Raw genomic sequence first — 23,037 nt, 5'->3', positions numbered from 1 at the left:
AAATATTATGATTATCAATACTGATTTGTTACTTAATAATCCAGAAATCATTAAAGGTTTAGTGTCTGGAGAAATGACTCGCTATGGTAGTGTAATTCGCTGGGCTAAAGGTGTTGGCCCCCATGGCGGAAATATCGTTAAACATTTAGCAGAATCACCATCTCTGACCAATAAAATGATGTTAGTTGGGGTTGATCCTATTTTAGGGGGAGGAGCCATTGCCACAGATATTGCTGGACATGGAATGAATTATCATAAATTGCTGGGCATTGATAAAAAAATTACGGGTATTAGTGAAAACTTAATCAAAGTAATGGGATTAAGCCAGCTTTCAGCGGGAGCTAGTGTTTTAAATTTAGGAGTAAGTGCAATTGGGTTTGCTTACATGGGCTATAAATTGCATCAAATGCAAAAATCTATCAATGTTTTACAATCTACAATGACCAATGGATTTAATCGTGTTGAAGCTAATCTAAACAGTCTGAAGTATAAAATTGATTCTGGCTTTAGTATTGTGATTCAAGGACTAAAGCATCTTGATAATCGTCTCGACAATATTTCTGGCCAATTAGCTTACCTTTATTTAATTACCCAAGATAACCGTAGAAAACAAGAAAAATTAGCCGTTGCTATTTCCCATCTTCATCAAACTAATTTAATTCGGGAAATTTCATTACTACAGGCAGAATTGAATGATCGAAGTCGTTTTCCTAATGAATCTCCAAGACAAGCAATCAAGACAGCTTCCCATGTCAGGATATTTCTTAGCAGTGAAGCCCAAAAAATAACGCCAGAGGTAGAAGCAGAGTTACTTTTAAATAGTGATGTTGCTATTCAAGGATGGGTTGTTGCCACGGCAACAGAAGCTAATTTATTAATGGAAATCGGACAATTTCAGGAAGCTAAATTTCTTGTACAAGAAGAAGTTTCAAAGTTTAGACAAATTGCTGAGCGTTGGGCATTTGCCCTGTTAAATTGTGAAAATCACAAAATCAACACTCTTTATCGACTTGATTCTTTATTATTCAAAGATTACATATCGAAAGAAAGAATACAAAGAATTTTAGAAATTTGCCCATCTGAACAATCTTTAGACTTTGCTAAAGTTCATTGGTTAAAAAGTAGTGCTAATGCAGAATATAAAACTTCCTATGCTCCTGAACGCTACAACCAAGTCTGGATTAATAAACAATTGGCGACCGCCGAATATTTAGACACTCTTAGTGAATTATTAGCCAGGTTAGATACCCTACAAGATTTTGCCCAATTATGCCAAGATCAAGGGGTTAAAAGTAGCAAGGAATTACTTCCTACTAATGATGCAGAACCAGGACTCTATTTATTGCCAGGATAGGGAAAGTATATTATGTCTATTACAAAATTAGCCCCCGTTTCAAAATCCATTTTACTTGAACCTGTCAGTTGGTTAACTTTTGATCAATTGCTGAAGGATTTGGGGGAAAAACGAGGAATTCGCCTTGCGTATTGCCAAGGAGCTTTGGAAATTATGACTCCCCTCGGAGAACACGAACACAATAATCGCTTTCTAGAACGGCTAATTTATGCCGCTGTTGACATCCTGAACTTAGAAATTAAAAGCCTGGGCTCCCTAACCCTAAAACTTGATCGCCTGGAGAAAGGTATAGAACCAGATTCATGTTTTTATCTGCAAAATGAACCCCTAGTCCGCCATAAACAAAATATTGATCTCAATGTTGATCCTCCCCCAGATTTAGTCATTGAAATTGACATTACCAGCGGTTCCCTAGACAAACTGCCAATTTATGGCGCTTTGGGAGTACCAGAAATTTGGCGATATGACGGCAGAATTTTACAGGCTTATTGGCGGAATGAAGCCCAGCAGACCTATCAAATTTCTGAGCAAAGTTTGGCTTTGCATCCTTTGAAAGTTAAGGATTTGGCTACTTTTCTACGCCAAAGTCTCCAAGATGGGGAAACAGCAACGATCAGAAAGTTTCGTCAGTGGCTCATTGAACAACTTGGGGAATAAGTTAGTACAAGCTAAAAGCTTTGCCCCACTTCCAGATACCTTGTTTTTCCTTGTCGGGATAGAATTGCCTGCTGACTATTAACCGCCGCCAATTGCCAACCGCTACTACCGATCGCCTCACCGATTTGAATACGCTGGGTCATGCCATTCCAGCGGAATAGGGCCGAAGATCGATCGCCGGATTCCAGAACGCCCACCAGGTCATGTTTAGTGGCACTAGGCACCATAGGGGTTGCCGGGGGAGCGGCGGCCACAGGTTGGGGGGGAGTGGCCATGGCTGGGGCCGCTTGGCCGTTGGGATAAACGGGGTAATAATACCTTTCCACCACAGTGGTACTGCCGGGGGCAACGGTGGGCAGATTGCCACCATTATTTTGGGGCACAGCACCAGGGGGAGGCGGGGGGAGGGGAATGCCCTGATTGGCCGGGGCGATCGCCACCGTTGTTTGGTTGGGAGTTGTCAGAGAATTAACACCAGCGGGAGCAGGGGAAGCTGGCAATGTTTGGGGCTGTTTAAGGGTTTCTAGGGACTGTTGCAGATAAACAATAAACTCCTCATCGGCTTGATCCACTGTGACCGTTTCCGCTGGTGATGCCGTGGTGGGGGCGGACTGTCGGGACTGGAACACCAACCAAAAACTGACCAAGAGCAGATAGACAACGCCACCGCCCAGAAAAATTTTGTCAATGTGCTTCAACCACCAGGGCTTAGCAGAACGCCCTAACTCTTCGTATTTGTCCATTGTCCCCACTCATGGAAAAAAGATGTTGCCCATTCTAGCCCAAAATTTCCCTCGGTCTAACCTCTAACCAAGATGGGCCACCTGGGCTGTTAAATATTCTCCTTCGTTGAGATCCACCAGGCGATCGCCAAAGCCATCCTTACCCCAGGGCTGGAACTGGGAAGTGGTAACGCTATGAACTCGTTGCTGACTGCTGTAAAAGTTAGCCTGGGCGATGGTATCCGGGAGCATTGCCAACAGTCGGTCTTCTTTGCTGGTAAATTGCATAGCCGTTGTGCCCAAATTACCGAAACTACCTAGACGCACTGTAGCTAAGTCCAAATTTTTGCCGTAACCAACCTGGGTCAGCAATAACACTGACGCCGTGGCCGGTAGCATCAGAACCCCCACCAACTTTTCCGTTGGACGAAGCCGCATTGCTTCCTGGCCCTGGGCGCTGGGGCTAAAACAAGTGAGACCAACTTGGGCCACATCAAACCTTAGTAAGCGACCATTGCTGGTGGCAATAACCAAATTTTGGTCAGGGGCATTATCCATGGGCGTAATCCATTGGGCAAACTGGAGGCGATCGTCATTTTTTAACTTGATCAAACTCAAACCCCGCTGGCCCAAATTCTGCAATTCCTGACCAGCAAGCAGTTTGACCCGACCCTGTTGACTAACTAGGAGTAAATCCTGGGGCCGTTCCGGGGGAGGTAAAAACCCATGGAAAGTAATGGCGGTGGCATCCCGCTGGGCTGACTTGGGCAACATACGAAGCAGGGGAATGCGGGTAACGGCCAGGGGCGGCAAATCTGCAATCGCCACAGGGAAAGCTTTGCCATGGTCGCCAATGACAACCAAAGTTTCCCTTCCTTGCATAGGGAGTTGCTGAGTTAAGGGTTCAAAACAGTTGCTTGAGGTTAACGCCTCCGGATGCCAGCCAATTTCTCCCTGGAGATTGATGCTGAGAAAAGCATTAGGTGGAGGTGTTTGGGGCGTAAATAGGGTAAGGGGATTTTTTTTGGCAACTGGAACTTGTTTACTATTTCCCCCGATCGCCTCTGGACTTGGTTGGCCTGGTTCCGGGGTATTGGTCGGCGAATTTTTAGGGTCTCGGGCTGAATTTCCCTGCTTCTCAACCGGGGCGGAGTCGGTGGATTGGGCGGGGGCATTGTCCAACACCAATTGTTCTGGTTCTGATGGCTCCGCTGTCTCCTCCATGGCCAGTTCATCTTCCTGTTCCGTCTTCAATTGGGCTGCAATCAGGGCGGTTTTTGGTGCAGGTGATTCCTTTTCTTCCACTGGCAAAGGGGTAATTTTAGCCGGCATACCCTGTAATATTTTGGTTCGTCGCTCGTCGGCAAACTTTTTCTTCAAGCTCCGCAACTCTTTTTTGAGAGCTTTTAACCGTTCCTGGCGATCGCCGATGAGGGTTTCTAGTTGCTGGATGCGTTGGGCTAAATCAGCATGTTCCCGCACCAATTTTTCCCTTTCCAGGCCGGTAATACGGCGCATGGGCATCCCCAAAATTGCGTCCCCTTGGGTGGGGGAAAGACCCAACCTTTGCTGGAGTTGAATTTTGGCAGTGGTGCCATCGCAGGCAAAACGCAAAATTTCAATCAGAATGTCTAAATTTTCCAGACCAATTAGTAAACCCGCCAATAATTCCAGCCGTCGCCGACTTTCCCCTAACTCGTTTTCATACTGCCGCAGGAGAGTATCTTCCCGAAATTGCAAAAACTCTTGGAGAATTTGCCGCAGTGACATTTGTATGGGTTGGTTGTCGACCAAGGCCAGGAAAATTACCCCAAAATTGCTCTGCAAAGGGGTCATACGGTAAAGCTTTTTAAGAATGGCATCGGGGGTAGCATCCCGCTTCAACTCGATCATCACCCGCATTCCCGTGCGATCGCTCTCGTCCCTGAGATCGGAAATGCCGTCTAACTTACCGTCGTTGACCAAATTGGCAATTTTCTCAATCCAAGCGGCTTTGTTGACCTGGAATGGTAATTCTGTGACCACGATCGCCGTGCGATTATGGCTGCGTTTTTTCTCCCCCCGGACGGTTTCAATATGGCTTACCCCCCGCACCGGAATTAAGCCCCGTCCAGTTTGATAAGCCTGGATAATGCCTTCACTATCAAGAATGTGTCCCCCGGTGGGAAAGTCCGGGCCGGGAATTAACTTGAATAATTCTTTGTCGGACAAATCGGGCTTGTTAATCAAACCAATCAAACCATCCACCACTTCCCCCAAATTATGGGGCGGGATATTGGTGGCCATGCCCACAGCAATGCCGGAGCAACCGTTCAACAAAAGGAGGGGCAACTGGGCCGGCACCACGGTGGGTTCTTCCTGGGAATTGTCGAAGTTGCCGGTAAAATCGACGATCGCCTCGCTGATGCCTTCCAACATGGCCCCCATGGCGATGGGCGCTAAACGGGTTTCGGTGTAACGCATGGCGGCGGGGGGATCATTGTCCACCGAACCGAAATTGCCGTGGCCAGCCAAGAGGGGATAACGGCTGGAAAAGTCCTGCACCATCCGCACCAAGGCATCGTACACGGACTGGTCTCCGTGAGGATGGTATTTACCCAACACGTCCCCCACCACCCGGGCACATTTCCTAAACGGGCGATCGGGGGTCAACCCCAACTCATACATGGCGTAGAGAATGCGGCGATGCACCGGTTTTAAGCCATCCCGCACATCGGGCAATGCCCGGCCCACAATCACACTCATGGCATATTCCAGATAGGAACGTTCCATTTCTTCGTGGAGATCGGTGGGGATAATTTGACCGCTGGGGAAAGATTTTCTGGCCATGCCGCTGGGAACCTGTGCGCTCGTCAATTCGCGGCCAATGTTAGCATTGGAAAGGCTGATTCTCTTCCCCACTTTGCTGAGTAAAAGCTTATGACCACGGTTCTCATCGTCGAAGATGACCCCATGAATTTCCGCGTCTTTTCCAAAATTCTCACCAAGCGGGGGGGCTTCACCGTCAAGGGTAGTGAGGATGTGGCGGAGGTGTTGGCCCTAGCCCGGAGCAAGGCGGTGGACGTGATTTTAATGGATGTTTCCCTCTCCCGCAGCCATTACCAAGGCAAAGCCTACAACGGTATTCAAATTACCCAATTGCTCAAACAGGACCCCACCACGGCCGGTCTACCGGTAATTTTGGTTACAGCCCACGCCATGGCCGGCGATCGAGAATCCTTACTGGCGGAAAGTGGTGCTGAGGGCTACATTGCCAAACCAGTGGTGGACCACCAGGCTTTTGTCCAACAGATTCAAGCCATGGCCGGCGGTATTCAAAACCCTAGCCTAGAGATTTAGCTTTAGCCTTTTTTCCATGTTGCCCACTGCCATTGTCCTCACCATCCTTTTGGGCATCATTGCCTATATTTGGGGTTATCCCCATTGGTTAGATTGGCGAGAGAAAAAGCTTTTCCAGCGTCCCCTGCCCCTCCATTGGCAAGCCATCCTTGGCGATCGCCTGCCTTTTTATCAACAGCTTTCTCCCCAGCAAAGACAAAAGTTGGAAGCTAAAATCCAATTATTTCTGCAGCAAAAACAGTTCATTGGCTGCAATGATTTTGTTTTAACCGATGAAGTCAGGTTAGTGATCGCCGCCCAGGCCTGTTATCTGGCCCTGGAGTTGGGCAGTAATCCCTACCCCCGGCTAGACACAATTCTTGTTTATCCCGACGCCTTTCAGGTTAGACAGGTCAGTTCCCCCGACGGCTATGTGGTGGAAGAAGAAGAAACCATCCGGGCTGGGGAATCCTGGGACAAGGCCGGGCAATTAATCCTTGCCTGGGGTACCATTGCCTGGGATTTGGAGCGGTGGCAGGATGGCCACAACGTTATTTTCCATGAATTTGCTCACCAATTGGACATGGGGGATGGGGCCATGAATGGGGTGCCCAAATTAGCCCGTCGCAACGACTATCAACGTTGGCAGTCAACTTTTGCGGCGGAATATCAACAACTCCTCAGCCAACTGGAGCATAATTTGCCCACTGTGATCGATCCCTATGGAGCCACTAACCCCTGTGAGTTTTTTGCGGTGGTGACGGAAACTTTCTTTGAAAAAGGGCGAGAGTTACAACGCAACCACGGGCAACTCTATCAAGTCCTACAAAAATACTACTGTCTTGAACCATTGATCAACTGCTAGGGAACGGGTTGTAGTCTGGTCACTTCCAGGGAGAATAATCCCCCCCCAGTGGCGGCGTAGGTTCTGACCCGGACAATGTAGTCCCCGGACTCTGTAATACGGGCAAAGGCGAGGGAATTGGTGCCCCCCTCGGTGCTGTCGTCGTTGGCCACAATGGTGGTGCCGTCATCGCCAATGAGCATGACCATGGTGTCAAATTCATCGGAGCGCAGGTCAATGGACACTTGGTCTCCGGCCCGGAGATTGATGCGATAATCCCTGGCAAATCCCCCCTCCCCCGTGGGCATATCCTGCACAGTCAGGCGATCACTAACCGTCGTATTGGCGGTAATGGGGATGGGATTATAAAAACTGTTTTGATTATTTTGGCCATAGCTCAGGGTGGGGTAGAACACGACCAGGGCAGAGGGCAAACCCATCCAGAAGGGGGCTAATTTGTTCAATTCCCCTGCAGTGAAGGATCTAAACATTTTCGCTGTCCTGACTGAGTACCGACTGGAGCCGACTGAGAAAATTTGATTCCTGGGTGAGGGGGATGAACTGCTCAATGGAGGGGGCTGGCCCTGGGGATCTGTTCACCGGGCCTTCTTGGGATACCCTGGGGGCCCCGGAGTTTTCTGGATCATGATCCTGGAGATTTTTGGGGTCACGGTGATGCCAAGGCAGGGGTTCCAACTCCCCTGGGTCGGATGGCGAAACTTTCCAGTCTGGTGATTTTGATATTTGATTTTGTCCCCGGTTGGGAACCTTTAACTGCCATGATTGGTCGGCTATCTTAGTCAACTCCTCCATCGATTTGTCCGTGGCGATCGCCAAGGATCTGGGTAGATTTTGGGAAACTAGACGCTCAAACTCAGCGGAAAAGTGAAAATTAGGTTGTCCCTTCTGATCCCAGAACTCCAGCAAATGCTCCACCGAAACCGCCTTATAGCGGCCGAGGTAGAGGGCTTCGATCACCGCCAGACGAATCCACAGGGCTGAAAAATCCTTGAGCCAACCATTGATGACCTGTTTGGGCGCCATTCCCCGGAGGTCAAAACAATAGGCAGTCAAAAGTGAAACTGTCTGCAAAATGCCTGGATCCTTTTGAGCCTGGGATATTGTCATATTTGCTAGGGAGCTATTCTTGGTAGTTCCTAGAATATTAGCTCAAGTCCAGTCTGGGAGAAAGGAGAATAGGCTATGTTTAAGCAATTGGGAGTTCTGGCCACATTTATCGCCTTTGCATTGGCCCTGGCAGTGTCGGGTAATATTCCCAGCGAGGTGACCAGTCTGCCCCAACAATCCCTGGCGATCGCCCAACAATCTAAACATCAAGCCCGGCTACGCTTGCAACGCTCCCTACAACAATTCTTCCTGCGGCCCCATCGTTTTTCCGGCTCCAGTAATGGGGTAGTCAACCCCAAAGCAGAATATTTTTAGTAGCTACCAAATACGAGTCAGATCAAGCACAAAACCGGGCATTACTTCATCGCAATCTATTTGCTTTGGCGATGTTAGAACTTCCGTTTGTTGGGCAGGACGATAGATCTCAACCTGTTGATTTTGCGGATTGATCAATAACCCTAACCACACCCCCAGGCGTCGGTATTCTTGCATTTTTTCCTGTAATGGTTTCAGGTTATCCGTTACGGATCGGAGTTCAATAACAAAATCTGGCACCACGGGGATAAAGTCAACTATCTCGATCCCCTCTAGCTTCGATTGCTCAATACAGGACACATTCGGCGACAATTTGCCGCCCCCCAATGAAGTGAAGTCATAGCCACAGGAAGAATCAAACGCTTGACCTAGGTTGGCTTGGCGATTCCAGATATTGACATCGGTAGCCAGATCAAGATTTTTGCGACTAGTTTCACCCCCCGCCGGTGTCATAATAATCAATTCCCCATCTTTGGTTAACTCAAGCCGTAGGTCTGGGTTATCGAGACAAAGCTGATCAAAATGCTCCGGTGAGATTTTTAAAGTGACATGGCTCACATCTAGCAACAATGATTCTTGAGCAATTGATTTAACTGGCTGGGTTAGGGTTGCCATAACTCCTCCTCGGATCCCCGAACGTTGGGATGGTTAACCATTCTTGTTTTGGCTGACCTAAATTCTAACCATTTCCTTTGGCACAAAGTTGACAAAGTCCGAAGAATTCTAGGGTGTGATAGTAAATGCGAAAGGAGTAATTAGCCTGCAAATTTTCTTCTAGGGATTGCACTGGACATCCTTGAATAGGAAAAGATTCACCACACTGCAAACAGGTCAGACAATGTTGATCCTGCTCTAGCGTTTGGTAGAGTAATTCCCCTGTCATGGTGGCTTGATGTTGGATAAATCCGGCTAACTTGAGGGCATCCAAAGCTCGGTACACCGTGGCCAAGCCAATTTTTTTCGTTTCCCGCAGTTTGGTAAACAAAGCTTGGGCCGACAGGGGCTCCGTTTCCCTTTGCAAAGCTTGGAGTACCAGTCTCTGGTTGACGGTTAGGGACTCTAGGCGAACGGCAAGGGAAGGAGTGGGAGAACTCATGACAATGGTGAGGAACTATGCAATGATAATGATTATCGTTTATTTTTAACTCTCAGGAAAGTTAAATTTTCTGTCAGTTTGATCTTCACTGTATTGCACATTGGCTAATGTTTACATTCCCTACTGCCCCCCGTTTCATTCAGTCCATTGGTCTTGCTCTAGTGGTGGGTCTAGGCGTCATGGGCTGTCAGCCCGTTGAGGAGCAGGATGGTTCGCTTAGCCAGGAGCCCCCGGTGGAGGCCATGGATATTACGGTGAGTATTCTGCCCCAACAGTATTTTTTGGAGAAAATTGGTGGCGATTTGGTGCGGGTGAGTGTGTTAGTGCCGGGTAATAGTGATCCCCACACCTATGAACCCAAACCCCAACAGTTAGCGGCCCTTAGTGAAGCAGAAGCTTACGTTTTAATTGGTCTTGGTTTTGAGCAACCTTGGTTGGAGAAGTTAAAAGCGGCCAATGCCAATATGAAGTTAATTGATTCGGCCCAGGGCATTACCCCCCTGGAAATGGAGGAACATAACCATAGTCACGGGGAAAAAGAAGGAGAAAAAGAGGGGCATAGCCATGATGATCACGATCATGGGTCAGAGTCAGAAAGGGAACAGGCCATGGGAGCAGTGATGGTGGTGGATCCCCATATTTGGTTATCTCCCACCTTGGTGAAACAACAGGCCTCCACGATCGCCAAAGGTTTAGCTGAGTTGGATCCGGAGAATCGGGAACAGTATGAAGCTAATTTGTCCACATTTCTAGCGGAATTGGAGCAGTTAGACCAAGAGTTACGACAGGTGCTGGAGCTTTTACCCCAAAGGAAATTTATTGTTTTCCATCCTTCCTGGGCCTACTTTGCCCGGGACTATAACTTGGAGCAAATTCCCATTGAAGTGGAGGGACAAGAACCCAGTGCCAGGGAGTTGAAACAACTAATTGATACGGCCAAGGAAAATAGTCTCACCGTGGTCTTTGGGGAAACCCAGTTCAGTACCAAAAGTTCCGAGGCGATCGCCGCTGAAATCGGAGCAGGGGTAGAACTGCTCGATCCTTTAGCCGCCGACTGGTCTAGCAATCTTAAATCCGTTGCCCAAAAAATCGCTAATGCTAACAGTCCCCAGCCCTAAAGACAATTTCCCCATGGTCGATCGCCTTCCCTCCCAACCAGTAATCGCCGTCGAAAATTTATTCGCTGGTTATGGCACGACGCCAGTGCTAGAAAATATTAATCTGCGGGTAGAGGAAAGGGATTTTCTGGGCTTAATTGGCCCCAACGGCGGCGGAAAGACCACCTTGCTCAAGGTTCTGTTGGGCTTAATCAAACCTTCCCAAGGTACGGTGCAAATTCTGGGGCGATCGGTGGAGCAGGGGCGGCGTTACGTGGGCTATGTGCCCCAGTGGTTGGAATTTGACCGGGCCTTTCCGGTGCGGGTGTTGGACGTGGTGAGGATGGGACGTTTGGGGCGGGGCAAACTATTTCGCCGGTACCATCGCCAAGATGAGGCCATTGTCCACCGTTGTTTGGAGCAGGTAGGCATGGGTAATCTAGGCGATCGCCCGTTAGGAGCATTGTCGGGGGGACAACGGCAACGGGTTTACATTGCCAGGGCCTTGGCTTCCCAACCGCAAGTTTTACTGCTGGACGAACCCACCGCCAACGTGGACAGCAAAGTGCAGAGGAGCATTTACGAGTTGTTGGGGGAACTGAATCAAACCATGACCATTGTGATGATTTCCCACGACTTGGGGGCCATTTCCCGCTACGTTAAAACCGTTGGTTGTCTCAACCGTAGTTTGCACTACCACCAAGAGAAATTTATTACGCCTCAGATGATTGAGGCCACCTATCAATGTCCGGTGGATTTGATTGCCCATGGTGTGCCCCACCGGGTTTTTCCCAGCCATGACCAGGGTTCCCCCGTCCTTGACAGTAGTAATGGCCAAGGCCACGGCGCAGAGTGTCAACATGATTGAGGCCCTAACCCAGGCTTGGCAATACGAATTCATGCAGAATGCCGTCCTAGCTAGCTTGCTGGTGAGCTTAGCCTGTGGATTAATCGGTTCTTTTATTGTCATCAACCGCATGGTTTTTATCAGCGGTGGTGTGGCCCATGCGGCCTATGGGGGCATTGGTTTGGGTTACTATTTTGCCTTTAATCCCCTCTGGGGGGCGTTTGGTTTTTCCTTGGTTATGGCGCTGGCTATGGGGTGGGTGGCCAGGAAATATCAACAGCGCAGTGACACTTTAATTGGAGTGATGTGGGCCCTGGGCATGGCGATCGGTATCATGCTGATTGATTTAACCAAGGGTTATAAGGCTGATGTGGCAAGTTATCTGTTCGGCAGTATTTTGACGGTGCCCCGGCAAGAACTCTGGCTCATGGCCGGGCTAGATCTCCTGATTGTGATCCTATTATTTTTGCTGTACAAGGAATTTTTAGCCATTTCCTTTGACCCCGTTTATGCCACTACCCGCAATTTACCGGTGGATATTCTTTACCTCACCCTAGTGGCGGCCATTGCTTTAACGGTGGTAATGGTAATGCAATTGGTGGGATTAATTATGGTCATTGCCCTGTTAAGTATTCCCGCGGCGATCGCCGGTCAATATGTGCGGGATGTGCCCCAAATGATGGCACTGGCCAGCGGACTGGGGATGGTCTTTTGTCTAGTTGGATTAGCCCTTTCCTACAGCTTTAATCTTTCTTCCGGGGCAACGATTATTTTGGTGGCTAGTATTGTTTACCTGATTAGTTTGGCCTTTAAACGCTAACGCTAAATCAGCACCTTTTTTTTACTAAACCTACGGACGGGGAAGGGAAACTTTTGCCTACACCTGTTACTGGCACGAAGATACGCAAAAATCCCACGGATCTAACCACGTTGTCCTGGTAGGATTATTTCGCATATTATACAATGTGGGTTCTACCTATATCTTCAGGGTGGAAATCGGAGCTCTTACATTGTTTTCAACTGAATCATCACATTCTCTCGATTCCGTGGACATTTCACTTCATCTCAACGCCGTTCACCAGAACTTAGTCCAATTTGCTCATTCCCCCGACTTTTGGCGCAAACTAGCAATTATCTTCGGTGCTGAATTTGACCGAGCTCAAGCGGAACAACTTCAGCAACAATGGCAAGCAGAGGATTTTAGCCAATTACCGACCATCCGAGTTTTAGACCAGGGCATGGCGGGCTTGTTGGGAGCCTACGCCCAGAGTACGGATGCCATCTATACTCAGTCAGGATTTTTTGGAGACGGCTTCCCCAGAGCAGATTCAGGCAGTGCTGCTAGAAGAAATTGGCCATGCTATTGATGCTCGCCTAAATTTGGCCGATAGTCCTGGGGATGAAGGGGAAATTTTTGCCAATGTGGTCAGTGGTATTGCTTTTGATGAGTTAGGTTTGCAATCCCTCCGTTCCCAGGCAGACCATTTCACCATTTTTGTTGATGGGAATGCTGTGCCTGTGGAAGCTGCCACATTTTCTGCAAGTAATACCAGTCCTATTACGATTCCTGTTAATCTTAATCCTCCTAATATCGTCCCGAGTTCTTCGGGTAAAGCTGATCCCTATCCCTCCACAATCAATGTTACTGGCGTTTCAGGAACAATCACTGACATTACGGTCACCCTCAAGGGACTAACCCATACTTTTCCAGCTGACATTGACATTTTATTGGTAGGACCCACAGGGGCGAAAACCATTCTTATGTCCGATATAGGAGGAGGTTCAGATATTAGTGGTGTTAACCTATCTTTTTCCAACACAGCAACTGAGTCATTACCGGATGATGGTAGCATCATCATATCTGATACTTATCTACCTAGCAATGTTGGAACTGGAGATACATTTGATGCGCCGGCGCCGGCACCCGATGGATCTTACCCTGTCAGTTTTGATAGTTTCATGAACACTAACCCCAATGGCAATTGGAGTCTTTATATTGTTGATGATAATGGTAGTAGTTCAGGTTCTCTTAGTGGGGGATGGACAATAGAAATACTCACTACTAACGATGATACGATCCCCCCCATTATCACTTCTGGGAATGTTGCAAAGACAATTAATGAAAACATTGGACTTAATCAGGTAATTTACCAAGTAACAGCTACGGATAATGGTGCAGTTACCTTCAGTTTAAAATCGGATGTTGGTGATTTTAGTGCCTTCACGATTAACAGTATAACAGGAGAAGTAAGGTTAACAGGTAATCCCAATTTTGAAAATCAATCAAAATATAGCTTCAGCGTAGTTGCGACAGATGCGGCTAAAAATAGTTCGGAACAAGTCGTTAATCTAAATATCAACAACCTTGATGAGGTAGCACCCACCATCACATCGGGAAATACTGCAAAGGCGATCGCTGAAAATAGTGGAGCCGGTCAGATCATTTATCAGACAAAAGCAGATGACAGTGCGAATATTAGTGCTGGAGTAATATTTGGCTTGAAAGCTGGGAATGATGCTTCATTATTTACCATTAATCCCACCACTGGGGAAGTTAAGTTAATTGGTAATCCTGACTTTGAAACCCAATCAAGTTACAAATTCACTGTCACTGCGAGCGATAGTATTAATCCAGCTACGGAGCAATTAGTTAACTTAACTATCAACAAACTCGATGAAGTGGCACCCACTATCACATCGGGAAATACTGCAACGCCTATTGATGAAAATAGTGGAGCCGGTCAGGTAATTTACCAAGTCACTGCCATAGATGATGCTGATATTAGTGCTGGAGTAACCTTTGGTTTGAAACCGGGGGATGATGCCTCATCATTTACCATTAACCCCACCACTGGAGAAGTAACGTTAAGTGATAATCCAAATTTTGAAACACAATCTAGCTATAAATTAACTGTCACTGCTAGTGATGGCGTTAATCCTGCTACGGAACAACAGATTACGCTGGCAATCACAGATGACAATATTGCTGTTGTTGAAAATGACTTTTTCTTTGCTCAATTTTTAGATGGTACTCGCCAAGCTCTTTTATTTCAGAATCAGCCATTCTCCATTGGGCAATCTGGAAACTGGGAAATTTTAGATACGGAAACTATCGACAGCTTTAATCAAGTGCTTTGGTATAACAAAGCTACCGAGGAGGTTGGCATCTGGCTCACCGATAATAATTGGAACTGGATTTCTTCTGACACATGGCAAGTGAAATTATCAAGAACTTTTAATACCGAATTATTATTTGGGACGGACATCAATGGGGATTCCCTCATTGGCGACCAATACACCGTTGTAGAAAATCAAGGTGGTGTCAGTCTCCTGGAAGGAATTTTTGGTGCTTACTATGTTCAGCCCGGAGACGACTTAGTGACTCCCATTAAATTTTTAGGGGAACCATTTGAGAATCAGTTTGGTAGTTGGCAAGCCTTGGCAGCAGAAAGAATTGAAAACATCAACCGAGTTTTATGGCAAAATTTTGACACAGGCGAAATAGGAATTTGGCGAACGGATAATAATTGGAATTGGCTGTCTTCCAATGTTTTTGCTCCAGATCCAGTTGAAATAGCCACCGTTGAAAGCCTTTTTGATATTAATTTGTAGGTTACTGTTCAACGAGACTAACAACATTTTGTCTTTTGGACACAATGCCAGATCAGTGGGGGATGATAGCAGGATTCCTCGCCTAGGCCATATACTCGACTCAAACCTCTCCTGAGTTGCTCCCTTTATGTCCCAAACCACCGCCACCCTGCAATTGCCCAGCCCCGATAGCGCGATCGCCTTGGCAGGAAGCGGAGAAGATAATCTAACCTATTTGGCCCACCACACCGGCGCTAAGTTAATTTTGCGGGGGCAGGAACTGATGGTGGTCGGCACCGAAAAAGCTGTGGCCAGGGTGATGGAGGCGCTCCAATCCCTCGCTCCCTACTGGCAAAACGCTAAGGCCATTTCCCGTCCAGACTTGATGACCGCTTTCCATGCCCTAGATACGGGTAAACAAGAAGAATACCAAGCCCTACAAAAAACGGTGTTGGCCAAAACCCGGCGCGGGGAAATTGTCCGGGCCAAAACTTTCCGGCAACGGCAATATATCAAAGCAATCCAAAAACATGACGTCACCTTTTGCATTGGCCCAGCAGGTACAGGGAAAACCTTTCTAGCAGCGGTGTTGGCAGTGCAAGCCTTATTGAACAATGAATGCGATCGCCTGATTTTGACTAGACCAGCAGTGGAAGCGGGGGAAAAATTAGGCTTTCTGCCGGGGGATTTGCAACAAAAAGTAGATCCATTTTTGCGACCCCTCTACGATGCTTTGTATGAATTCATCGAACCAGAAAAAATTCCCGACCTGATGGAGCGGGGCAAAATTGAAGTAGCTCCTCTGGCTTATATGCGGGGCAGGACTTTGACCAATGCCTTTGTAATTGTGGACGAGGCCCAAAATACGACTCCGGCCCAACTAAAAATGGTTTTAACTCGCCTTGGTTTTGGCTCAAAAATGATTGTGACCGGGGATGTGACCCAAACGGATTTGCCCAATCATCAAAAGTCTGGTCTCCAAGTGGCCCAAACCATTCTTAAGGATGTGGAAGGGGTAGCTTTTTGTTATCTCAATCAGGCGGATGTGGTGCGCCATCCCTTGGTGCAAAGGATTGTGGAGGCTTATGAACGTTCCGAAAATATCAGTCTGCCCGCCCCGAAGTTTTCTTAGTTAATGCTTGCTCCCCAAAGGTTTTTTCCAGTTGAGCTCAGGCCATCTCTAGGGGCTATTTTCCCAGGGGCAAAACTTTGATGTACACTGATGCGGGCGTGAATCCGTGGCCATTGCCAAGGCGATCGCCAATGTGGTGTGAGGTAAAATCGGGGGCGAATGAACCGCTCACCGAGAATTTTTGTCTAATTCCCTAACTGAAATTAAGCAAAAGCTAACAAATGCCAAGCCCGTCCCCAGGGGCGGAGTTTCACCACTAGTTTTTCGATGAATTTACGCTACCTCTGGTCAGGAAAACAGCTATTGATGGGAGGCGGTCTAATTCCCCTATTGTTTAGTGCCGCCGTTGCGGCCCTATCCCCTGGGGCCCTGGCCCAAAGCCGCTTTGACCCCAATACCACCATTATTACTCCCCCGGTTCAGTTGGCCCAACGGTCAGCAACCGAAGACAGAAGGCAGTTTAATGAACTACTGCGGCAGGGTAAGGCCTATGTGGATAACGGTAATTTCCCCCAGGCGATCGCCATTTACCAACAGGCCGCCAGCCTAGATGGGGAAAATGCTGAACTGTTCGGTAGCATGGGCTATCTTTATGCCCGCCAGGGGCAGTTTGCAGAAGCAACCCAAAGTTTTCAACAGGCTTTGCGGGTAAATCCCAATAACCCCGAATACTATGATGGTTTGGGGTTCAGCTATGCTCGCCAAGGAAGGTTAAGTGAAGCCGCCAGCGCCTATGCCACCGCCATCAGCCTTGGTCCCAACGCCCCGGCATCTGTGAAGTATCGTCTCGCTCTGGGGGTGATCATGCTCCAACAGGGGGACTATGGTCGGGTGCGCCAGGTATATAACGAAATTCATCGTTTGCAATCGGACAATGAAGAGGCGGCGGTGATGATGGGGGCCGCCCTTTTGCAAGCTAATGAGTATGAGCAGTTAATTACCTTTAATAGTCAAGCTCTGAAACTATTTCCCAACCGTCCTGAGCTCAATTTACAGTTGGGCAAAGCCTACTTAGCCCAGGGGAATCTGGTGGCGGCCCGTCGTATTCTAGAACCCAGGCTCAATCCCGATTGGCGCAGTTTTTCCCTCTACCTCACCTGGGCGGAACTACTGGAACAAGAAGGAAATTTTGCCGGGGCCTTGGATGCCTACAAACAAGCTCTCCGCAATGAACCCACGGCGATCTCCGCTAAAATTGGCACCGGTCGCATGTATTTAGAACTGGACAATCCCGCCGAAGCCATTTGGGTGTTTCGGGATCTGACCCGCCTCCAACCCAGCAATGCTGACTTTTATTACCTGTTGGGGGAAGCCTACACAGTGGACGAAAAAATTGACCTGGCGAAAAGATCCTTTGGGGAGGCCCAAAAACTTTACCAAGCCCAGGGCAACACTGCTGGTAGTGACCGGACCCAAGAAAAGCTGGATAATCTTTAACACCCGCATATTTTGACCTTTTTTCGTTTTTCAGGAGTTAATCACCGTGGATGCAATGGAATTCTTTCGCAATAGTTCCGGCAACTGGCGATCGCAACGTACCACCCATCACCTCGCCTTCCGTCGGGCAGAAACCGGTACCTCGGAAATTTTTGTTGAAGCCCTGGGCGCTGATGATCAAAAGATTATCGAGATTTGTGAAATGCACGACTGCGACCCAACCAAAGCCGTGGGGGGAGCCTTCGTCCGCTGGGAAAGTGCCATGGCCTGGGACAAAGAAGATGAAAACCATGAGGGAACAACAGTATTCGCCCTCATCCCCGACGAAGACAATCCCCAACAGGGACTACTGCTGCGGGAGCGGGGCTATGCGGAAATCGTGCCCATCGCTGGTCGCTATCACATCGACGAAGAGGAAGCCTTGGTGCTAGTAACGGAATATGAAACCATGACCACCATTGAAAGATTCTGGTTTGTCAACCCGGATATGCGCCTCAGAACCAGCACTGTGCAAAGGTTTGGAGGCTTTAACACCGCCACCTACTGTACGGAAATGCGGGTCAAAGAGGAAAACAACGTACCAAATTCCCCTTCCCCTGCCTACGAACAATTCTGCGGCTGGTAGGTTCGTTTGGCCCCTGTCTGGGAAATTTGATTGCCCTGCCAGGCCGTCTAAGAAATTATTCAACCCTGAATGGGAAGGCAACAATTGTAATAAATTGTAATATTTGCCAACGATCAGGACCCTTCCCCCTTATTATTTAAACTAACTCATTATCAAGCTCTTCTTTAAGATCACGGAGGTTTACACTTGGCTCTTCCCCTATTGAACTACGCCCCCAAAAGTCAGAATGTGAGGGTTGAAGGTTATGAAATTGGCTCCGAAGAGAAGCCTGTTGTTTTCACCACGGAAAACATCCTCTCCAGCAGCGATATGGATAACCTAATCGAGGCGGCCTATCGTCAAATATTTTTCCATGCGTTCAAGTGGGATCGGGAAAAAGTCCTTGAGTCCCAACTGCGTAACGGCCAACTTACTGTACGGGATTTTGTGCGGGGATTGTTGCTTTCCAACACTTTCCGCAATAGCTTCTACGAAAAAAATAGTAACTACCGCTTCGTTGAGCACTGTGTACAGAAGATTCTGGGACGGGACGTTTACAGTGAACGGGAAAAAATCGCTTGGTCCATTGTGGTCGCCACCAAGGGCTATCAAGGATTGATTGACGATCTGCTCAACAGCGATGAGTATCTCAACAACTTTGGCTATGACACGGTGCCCTACCAACGTCGTCGCAACCTTCCCGGTCGGGAAGCGGGTGAATTGCCCTTTAACATCAAATCTCCCCGGTACGATGCCTACCACCGTCGCCAATTGGGCTTCCCCCAAATCGTTTGGCAGAACGAAGTGCGTCGCTTTGTTCCCCAGGAGAAAAAGCTTACCGCTGGCAATCCGATGAATTTCTTGGGCATGGCCCGCAGTATCAACCCTGCCGCCAATACCATTCCCAAGGTTTCGGCCCAAAATATCAACATCGAAGCTTCTGTGCCCCGTCGCTAGGCACTAAGGTCGGAGGGTTGAAGGATTAGTGCATTCCTGGCGTGGATGGTTACTTATTTTTCTGTCCTAAAAATTAAACGGAAAAATCAAATAATTGTTTTAGCTGGGACTGTTTGCTAGTCCCTTTTTTTTGGCCATTTTTGGGCAAGTATTTGAGTGTAAATACTTAATCGAACCATGAACAGCGACCAATGTAGGGAAAATTGTGAAGTCTTCTAACAATTATGGAACCTCTGCCAATAATCCCAGACTAAAAACTTATACTTGCCCCCAATGCCAACTCCTCACCGACCTAGGATTTGATGTTGGTTGTGGTAGTAATTTTCCCAGAGTGGAGTCCCCCATGATTGCCCCTATTTGCCGTGCTCTGCGTTCCCGTCTTCCCCTCGCCGCTATGTTCATGATTGCCGCCACTGCTACCCCCACTTTAGCTAATTCGCCGATCGCCGCTAATTTAACCCCTAATCAACCCCAGCCGTTACTGTTGGACAATGGCTTTAAGCCCTTTACCCCGGTGGGAATTACTGACGATGATTTTTTGCTCAATGTGACTGATACCAGGGAGGGGGATCCCTTGGACAGTCCCTACCCGGTGCCCTGGAGTTGGATTGTGCGTACCCAACAGGACTATGCGGAACAAAAACGGTCGGGATTACGCTACTACCGCAGTCCGGCTTTAGTTTCCCCTTCGGGACAATATGCGGCCTACAGTCGCATTGAGGTACGGGCGGAACCCAATTCCTACGAATCCAAGGTGCTGGGGGTAATGTTCATTGAAAATTTGGCCACGGGTAAGTTGCAGGTGGTGCGGGCGAGTTCCCCCATTGCAAGCTATTTGCAAAAAGTAGGGGAAGATAGTCCAGAAATGGCGGGGGTAATTTCTATTCTTTTGCCAGCTTCCTGGTCTGAGGAAGGCGATCGCCTGTTGGCCCGGCAGATGGAAGGGGCGTTTAATTCTTCCGACATTAGCGATTATGGCGTTGTCTGGCAGGGAGGGGGCATTCGTACTCTCAGTGCCATGCCCAAGACGAATATGGAATTCAGTGCCACCTTACTGGGTTGGCATCAGGGAGATCCCCATCAGGTGCTTTTTCAGGTGAGCCATTTTGACCAAGAAGAGGACGGTAATTCCCTGGTGAGCGTTGCCCTGGATGGCAAAGTCCAACCAGCTAAAGCTCCGGCAGTCATTGCCTACGGTAAACGGGTCAGCCGCAGTTGGAGCGGGGTACAATCCATGCGTTAGAAGATCCTTGCAAATTCTAAATATTCTCCTTAAATGCCCCAAGTTTGAGGATTTTTGAACACTCTCCCCCAAAATTTGGGAATTAGGTGGTCTGCAAGAACTTTTTAAGAAGCAGAACTAGAGGGACCCGGGGGCTGGAACAGCTCAAAGGCTTGGCGGGTGAATTGGCGCAGCTTTTCCCCCACATCCTGGGCGGGGAGATATTTACCCACCACCTGCCAGTTGTCCACGGTGGATAGTCGCCAGGCTTGCCCCTGGTGATTGATGCCGACGGTTTCAATGCCAATGATTTTGGGTGATTTGTCGGCGGGGTCTGGATGGAAACGAATTTGCACCAGGATACTGCGGCTCTGGTAACGGGGACTCCAACCAGGCAGATGGAAGCCAATGTCGATGGAGTGGGGGTCCACCTGGGCTTGAGTCTGGCGATCGCCTTGCCAAGGAGCAAGGTCAGCCCTAGCGTCGGGAAATTGGGCTTTAAAGAGGTTCACCACGGCGGCGATTTTGGTGGCGGTGGCGAGTCCAATGGCTTGTTCTGCCGCATTCATTGACGAAATGTCTCCTGCTGGAAAGTTAACCTTTGGCCAGGGGCTGGATTTGGATCGGGTAAGCCTGGCGACCAATAACCATGGGGTATGGCATGGGGACAGGAAATGGGAAAATTAATGGGCCAGAATTGATTCCATAGGATAACAAACCTCCGTGAAAATTTCCGAACAGACCCTTGAAGTGGGACAGTTTCACTGGTTTTACCGCCAGATTGAACCAATCCAGTCCACTGACGCCGCTCCCATTGTCTTGTTGCACGGTTTACCAAGCCAAAGTTTATGTTGGACTGGGGTGATGCCTCTGTTGGCGGAAAAGGGTCTGAGGGCGATCGCCCCGGATTGGTTAGGTTTTGGCTTTTCTGACATCTTGGACAAAAGGGATTTTGCCTACACCATAGCGGCCTATGAACAGGCGTTGGGAGAATTGTTGACAGCCCTAGAACTGCCCAAAATCTCCCTGGTGGTGCAGGGATTTTTAGCCACAGTGGGCATCGAGTATGCCCTCAACCACCCAGAGCAAATTGAGCGGCTCGCTATTCTTAACACCCCCGTTATTCCCCCCGTATCGTTACCCTGGCCCATGCGCCAATGGACTATTCCTCTGGTGGGGGATATGGTCACCCAGGATCCCCTGATTATTGACCGCACTTTAGAGGGGGGCAGTGGCTTTGTCATCAGCGATGAAAGGTTAAATACCTATCGCAAACCCTGGCTAAAAACCTCCGCCGCCGGTCGGGCCCTTATGGCCGCCACTAAAAACTTGCCCACCACCAATGATCTGGCTAAAATCGGCGATCGCCTGCGGGGAGAATGGCAAAAACCCACCTGCTTGATCTGGGGAACGGCGGATAAATGGCTGTCGGTGGAACCCATCGAACATTTAGTCCAGGGAGCCAGGCATCTGGAGTTGGTCAAATTACCAGAAGCCAAACACTATCCCCAGGAGCATTTTCCTCAGGAAGTCGGAGAAACTCTACAAACCTTTTTCCGCAAACAAATTGCTTAAGAACGTGTTTGGCAAGTTTGATTCCGTCCCCTAAATCTCCTGACTAAAGCTCCGGCAATACTGGGACTCAGTTTCCCCCCAAATTTGGGGGGTCAGGGAGGCTTTTAAAACAGGCCCTAAGAAGTAAGTTTAAGAAGTATGGCATTGGCGGAGGGGAAACAGCCCATTGCCAACCTCAAACTCGTTGTGAATAGCCAGGGGATATGGCAGTTAGAAGTCAAAAAACTTTTGCCGAGGATTAAAGGTTTCCTTTTCCCGAATGCTACGGTAAAGCTCCAACTCTTCTGGGCTGGGTTCCGGGGGAATTTCCACGCGAATTTCCACCAACTGGTCCCCCCGATCGCCTTGGTTGTTGGGAAAGCCTTTTTTGGCCAAACGTAGTTTTTGACCATTTTTTAGGCCCGCTGGCACAGTCATTTTCACCAGGCCGTCAATGGTCATTACCTCAATTGCTCCGCCCAAAATGGCCTCACTGGGGGTCACTGGCACTTGGCAAGCAATATCCGTACCCTGAAGCGTAAATAAAGGGTGGGGAGAAAGGTTAATTTTCAAATATAAATCACCGCCGTTAATGCCCTGTTGCTTGAGGCGAATCCGCTGCCCATCCCCCATGCCCCCAGGCATTTCCACCTCCAAAGAACGGCCATCTTCCAAACGAATTCTTTCCTTCCCCCCCCGATAGGCCTTTTCCAACGGTAGGGTCAAATTGGCTTCCACATCCCTGGGTACAGGACGGGCCGGGGACACCACCTTTGTGCGACGGTTGGCGCTAAAATCCTGCCATGATTCCGCCGGTTGTCGGGGAGTGGGCCGGCCATTGGCAGTACGAAATTGACCATTGCTGGCATTAGGCGATCGCCCACCGTTACTATTTGGGTTAAAACGGCTAGTGGCGGGACGTCGAAACCGGCCGAATAAACGGCTGTCCAACTCCCGGCGCTTGCTTTCATCGGAGAGGACATCATAGGCTTCGTTAATGTCTTTAAACTTTTCCTCCGCCGTTTTGTCGTTGGGGTTAACATCAGGGTGATACTGACGAGCTAATTTCCGAAAAGATTTTTTAATCTCTTCAGTGGTGGCACTGCGGGGAACTCCCAAAATTTGATAATAATTCCGCACTTGTTCCATAGGGTTGCCAGAA

At 48.6% G+C, this 23,037-nt stretch carries 23 protein-coding genes and 2 pseudogenes; 16 read left to right on the top strand and 9 right to left on the bottom strand.

The features are described from left to right. Positions 1-7 precede the first annotated feature (7 nt). Together IQE94_RS07615 and IQE94_RS07610 are read left to right on the top strand one after the other, a co-directional pair. Complete coding sequence (locus tag IQE94_RS07615) at positions 8-1,354, top strand: hypothetical protein (RefSeq protein WP_223343044.1); 1,347 nt, start codon at positions 8-10, stop codon at positions 1,352-1,354. Positions 1,355-1,366: 12 nt separating this feature from the next. Beyond that, complete coding sequence (locus tag IQE94_RS07610) at positions 1,367-2,011, top strand: Uma2 family endonuclease (protein ID WP_223343043.1); 645 nt, start codon at positions 1,367-1,369, stop codon at positions 2,009-2,011. Positions 2,012-2,022: 11 nt separating this feature from the next. On the opposite strand, the gene IQE94_RS07605 is transcribed toward IQE94_RS07610, so the two are convergent. From IQE94_RS07605 to IQE94_RS18840, 3 genes and pseudogenes are all read right to left on the bottom strand, one after another. Next, positions 2,023-2,754, bottom strand: coding sequence for a hypothetical protein (locus IQE94_RS07605; RefSeq protein WP_223343041.1), 732 nt, complete (start codon positions 2,752-2,754; stop codon positions 2,023-2,025). Positions 2,755-2,817: 63 nt separating this feature from the next. Beyond that, positions 2,818-3,933 (bottom strand): annotated as a pseudogene (locus tag IQE94_RS18845) (DNA gyrase C-terminal beta-propeller domain-containing protein); the annotation flags it as partial. A 102-nt stretch (positions 3,934-4,035) separates the two neighbouring features. Continuing rightward, a pseudogene (locus IQE94_RS18840) lies at positions 4,036-5,562 on the bottom strand (DNA topoisomerase (ATP-hydrolyzing) subunit A); the annotation flags it as partial. Positions 5,563-5,652: 90 nt separating this feature from the next. Between IQE94_RS18840 and IQE94_RS07595 the strand changes: the two are divergent. Next, positions 5,653-6,072: a response regulator gene (locus tag IQE94_RS07595; protein ID WP_212717206.1), complete on the top strand. Its 420-nt coding sequence runs from the start codon at positions 5,653-5,655 to the stop codon at positions 6,070-6,072. A 16-nt stretch (positions 6,073-6,088) separates the two neighbouring features. Next, complete coding sequence (locus tag IQE94_RS07590; RefSeq protein WP_212717205.1) at positions 6,089-6,916, top strand: zinc-dependent peptidase; 828 nt, start codon at positions 6,089-6,091, stop codon at positions 6,914-6,916. On the opposite strand, the gene IQE94_RS07585 is transcribed toward IQE94_RS07590, so the two are convergent. Together IQE94_RS07585 and IQE94_RS07580 are read right to left on the bottom strand one after the other, a co-directional pair. Next, positions 6,913-7,386 (bottom strand): PPC domain-containing protein, encoded by a 474-nt coding sequence (locus tag IQE94_RS07585; RefSeq protein ID WP_212717203.1) that lies wholly within the window; start codon positions 7,384-7,386, stop codon positions 6,913-6,915. The genes IQE94_RS07590 and IQE94_RS07585 overlap by 4 nt on opposite strands. Then, positions 7,379-8,023 carry a hypothetical protein gene (locus IQE94_RS07580; protein ID WP_212717201.1) on the bottom strand — a complete coding sequence of 215 codons (645 nt, stop codon included), beginning with the start codon at positions 8,021-8,023 and terminating at the stop codon, positions 7,379-7,381. The genes IQE94_RS07585 and IQE94_RS07580 overlap by 8 nt, the downstream gene beginning before the upstream one ends. Positions 8,024-8,098: 75 nt before the next feature. On the opposite strand from IQE94_RS07580, the gene IQE94_RS07575 reads away from it, so the two are divergent. After that, positions 8,099-8,338: a hypothetical protein gene (locus tag IQE94_RS07575; RefSeq protein ID WP_194015175.1), complete on the top strand. Its 240-nt coding sequence runs from the start codon at positions 8,099-8,101 to the stop codon at positions 8,336-8,338. A gap of 3 nt (positions 8,339-8,341) precedes the next feature. Here IQE94_RS07575 and IQE94_RS07570 read toward each other — a convergent pair whose 3' ends face one another. Further along, entirely contained in the window at positions 8,342-8,953 is a 612-nt protein-coding gene (locus IQE94_RS07570; protein WP_212717199.1) for a Uma2 family endonuclease, read from the bottom strand. Positions 8,954-9,017: 64 nt separating this feature from the next. Then, on the bottom strand, positions 9,018-9,434 hold the full coding sequence (locus tag IQE94_RS07565; protein ID WP_212717197.1) for a transcriptional repressor: 417 nt from the start codon (positions 9,432-9,434) through the stop codon (positions 9,018-9,020). Between the two features lie 107 nt (positions 9,435-9,541). On the opposite strand from IQE94_RS07565, the gene IQE94_RS07560 reads away from it, so the two are divergent. The 10 genes from IQE94_RS07560 to IQE94_RS07515 all read left to right on the top strand — a co-directional run bounded on the left by IQE94_RS07560 (position 9,542) and on the right by IQE94_RS07515 (position 20,342). Further along, positions 9,542-10,552, top strand: a complete 1,011-nt coding sequence (locus IQE94_RS07560) for a metal ABC transporter solute-binding protein, Zn/Mn family (protein WP_212717195.1) — start codon at positions 9,542-9,544, stop codon at positions 10,550-10,552. Continuing rightward, positions 10,530-11,399 carry a metal ABC transporter ATP-binding protein gene (locus IQE94_RS07555; RefSeq protein ID WP_370630529.1) on the top strand — a complete coding sequence of 290 codons (870 nt, stop codon included), beginning with the start codon at positions 10,530-10,532 and terminating at the stop codon, positions 11,397-11,399. The genes IQE94_RS07560 and IQE94_RS07555 overlap by 23 nt, the downstream gene beginning before the upstream one ends. Further along, the gene (locus tag IQE94_RS07550) at positions 11,362-12,198 is read left to right on the top strand and encodes a metal ABC transporter permease (RefSeq protein ID WP_223343037.1); all 837 of its coding nucleotides are present in this window, start codon (positions 11,362-11,364) and stop codon (positions 12,196-12,198) included. The genes IQE94_RS07555 and IQE94_RS07550 overlap by 38 nt, the downstream gene beginning before the upstream one ends. 226 nt (positions 12,199-12,424) lie before the next feature. Then, positions 12,425-12,745: a hypothetical protein gene (locus IQE94_RS07545; RefSeq protein WP_223343036.1), complete on the top strand. Its 321-nt coding sequence runs from the start codon at positions 12,425-12,427 to the stop codon at positions 12,743-12,745. After that, complete coding sequence (locus IQE94_RS07540) at positions 12,714-14,990, top strand: cadherin domain-containing protein (RefSeq protein ID WP_223343034.1); 2,277 nt, start codon at positions 12,714-12,716, stop codon at positions 14,988-14,990. The genes IQE94_RS07545 and IQE94_RS07540 overlap by 32 nt, the downstream gene beginning before the upstream one ends. Positions 14,991-15,117: 127 nt before the next feature. Then, positions 15,118-16,101: a PhoH family protein gene (locus IQE94_RS07535; RefSeq protein WP_212717187.1), complete on the top strand. Its 984-nt coding sequence runs from the start codon at positions 15,118-15,120 to the stop codon at positions 16,099-16,101. Between the two features lie 267 nt (positions 16,102-16,368). Further along, complete coding sequence (locus IQE94_RS07530; protein ID WP_223343033.1) at positions 16,369-17,538, top strand: tetratricopeptide repeat protein; 1,170 nt, start codon at positions 16,369-16,371, stop codon at positions 17,536-17,538. A gap of 46 nt (positions 17,539-17,584) precedes the next feature. Next, the gene (locus tag IQE94_RS07525) at positions 17,585-18,163 is read left to right on the top strand and encodes a phycobiliprotein lyase (RefSeq protein WP_212717183.1); all 579 of its coding nucleotides are present in this window, start codon (positions 17,585-17,587) and stop codon (positions 18,161-18,163) included. Positions 18,164-18,349: 186 nt separating this feature from the next. Beyond that, positions 18,350-19,099, top strand: coding sequence for a phycobilisome rod-core linker polypeptide (locus tag IQE94_RS07520; RefSeq protein ID WP_212717182.1), 750 nt, complete (start codon positions 18,350-18,352; stop codon positions 19,097-19,099). 343 nt (positions 19,100-19,442) lie between these two features. Beyond that, positions 19,443-20,342 carry a hypothetical protein gene (locus IQE94_RS07515; RefSeq protein WP_223343032.1) on the top strand — a complete coding sequence of 300 codons (900 nt, stop codon included), beginning with the start codon at positions 19,443-19,445 and terminating at the stop codon, positions 20,340-20,342. Positions 20,343-20,446: 104 nt separating this feature from the next. Here the strand turns inward: IQE94_RS07515 and IQE94_RS07510 are convergent, their stop codons facing one another. Continuing rightward, positions 20,447-20,890: a hypothetical protein gene (locus IQE94_RS07510; RefSeq protein ID WP_212717180.1), complete on the bottom strand. Its 444-nt coding sequence runs from the start codon at positions 20,888-20,890 to the stop codon at positions 20,447-20,449. A gap of 154 nt (positions 20,891-21,044) precedes the next feature. Here IQE94_RS07510 and IQE94_RS07505 point away from each other — a divergent pair, with 154 nt between their 5' ends. Beyond that, positions 21,045-21,896: an alpha/beta fold hydrolase gene (locus IQE94_RS07505; protein ID WP_212717179.1), complete on the top strand. Its 852-nt coding sequence runs from the start codon at positions 21,045-21,047 to the stop codon at positions 21,894-21,896. A gap of 210 nt (positions 21,897-22,106) precedes the next feature. Here the strand turns inward: IQE94_RS07505 and IQE94_RS07500 are convergent, their stop codons facing one another. After that, complete coding sequence (locus tag IQE94_RS07500; RefSeq protein WP_212717178.1) at positions 22,107-23,024, bottom strand: J domain-containing protein; 918 nt, start codon at positions 23,022-23,024, stop codon at positions 22,107-22,109. Between the last annotated feature and the right edge of the window lie 13 nt (positions 23,025-23,037).

Source organism: Synechocystis sp. PCC 7339 (assembly GCF_019924095.1).
Classification (GTDB): Bacteria; Cyanobacteriota; Cyanobacteriia; order Cyanobacteriales; family Microcystaceae; genus Synechocystis.
The sequence above is the reverse complement of the archived record's forward strand: the minus strand, read 5'-3'. Positions and strand labels throughout refer to the sequence as shown.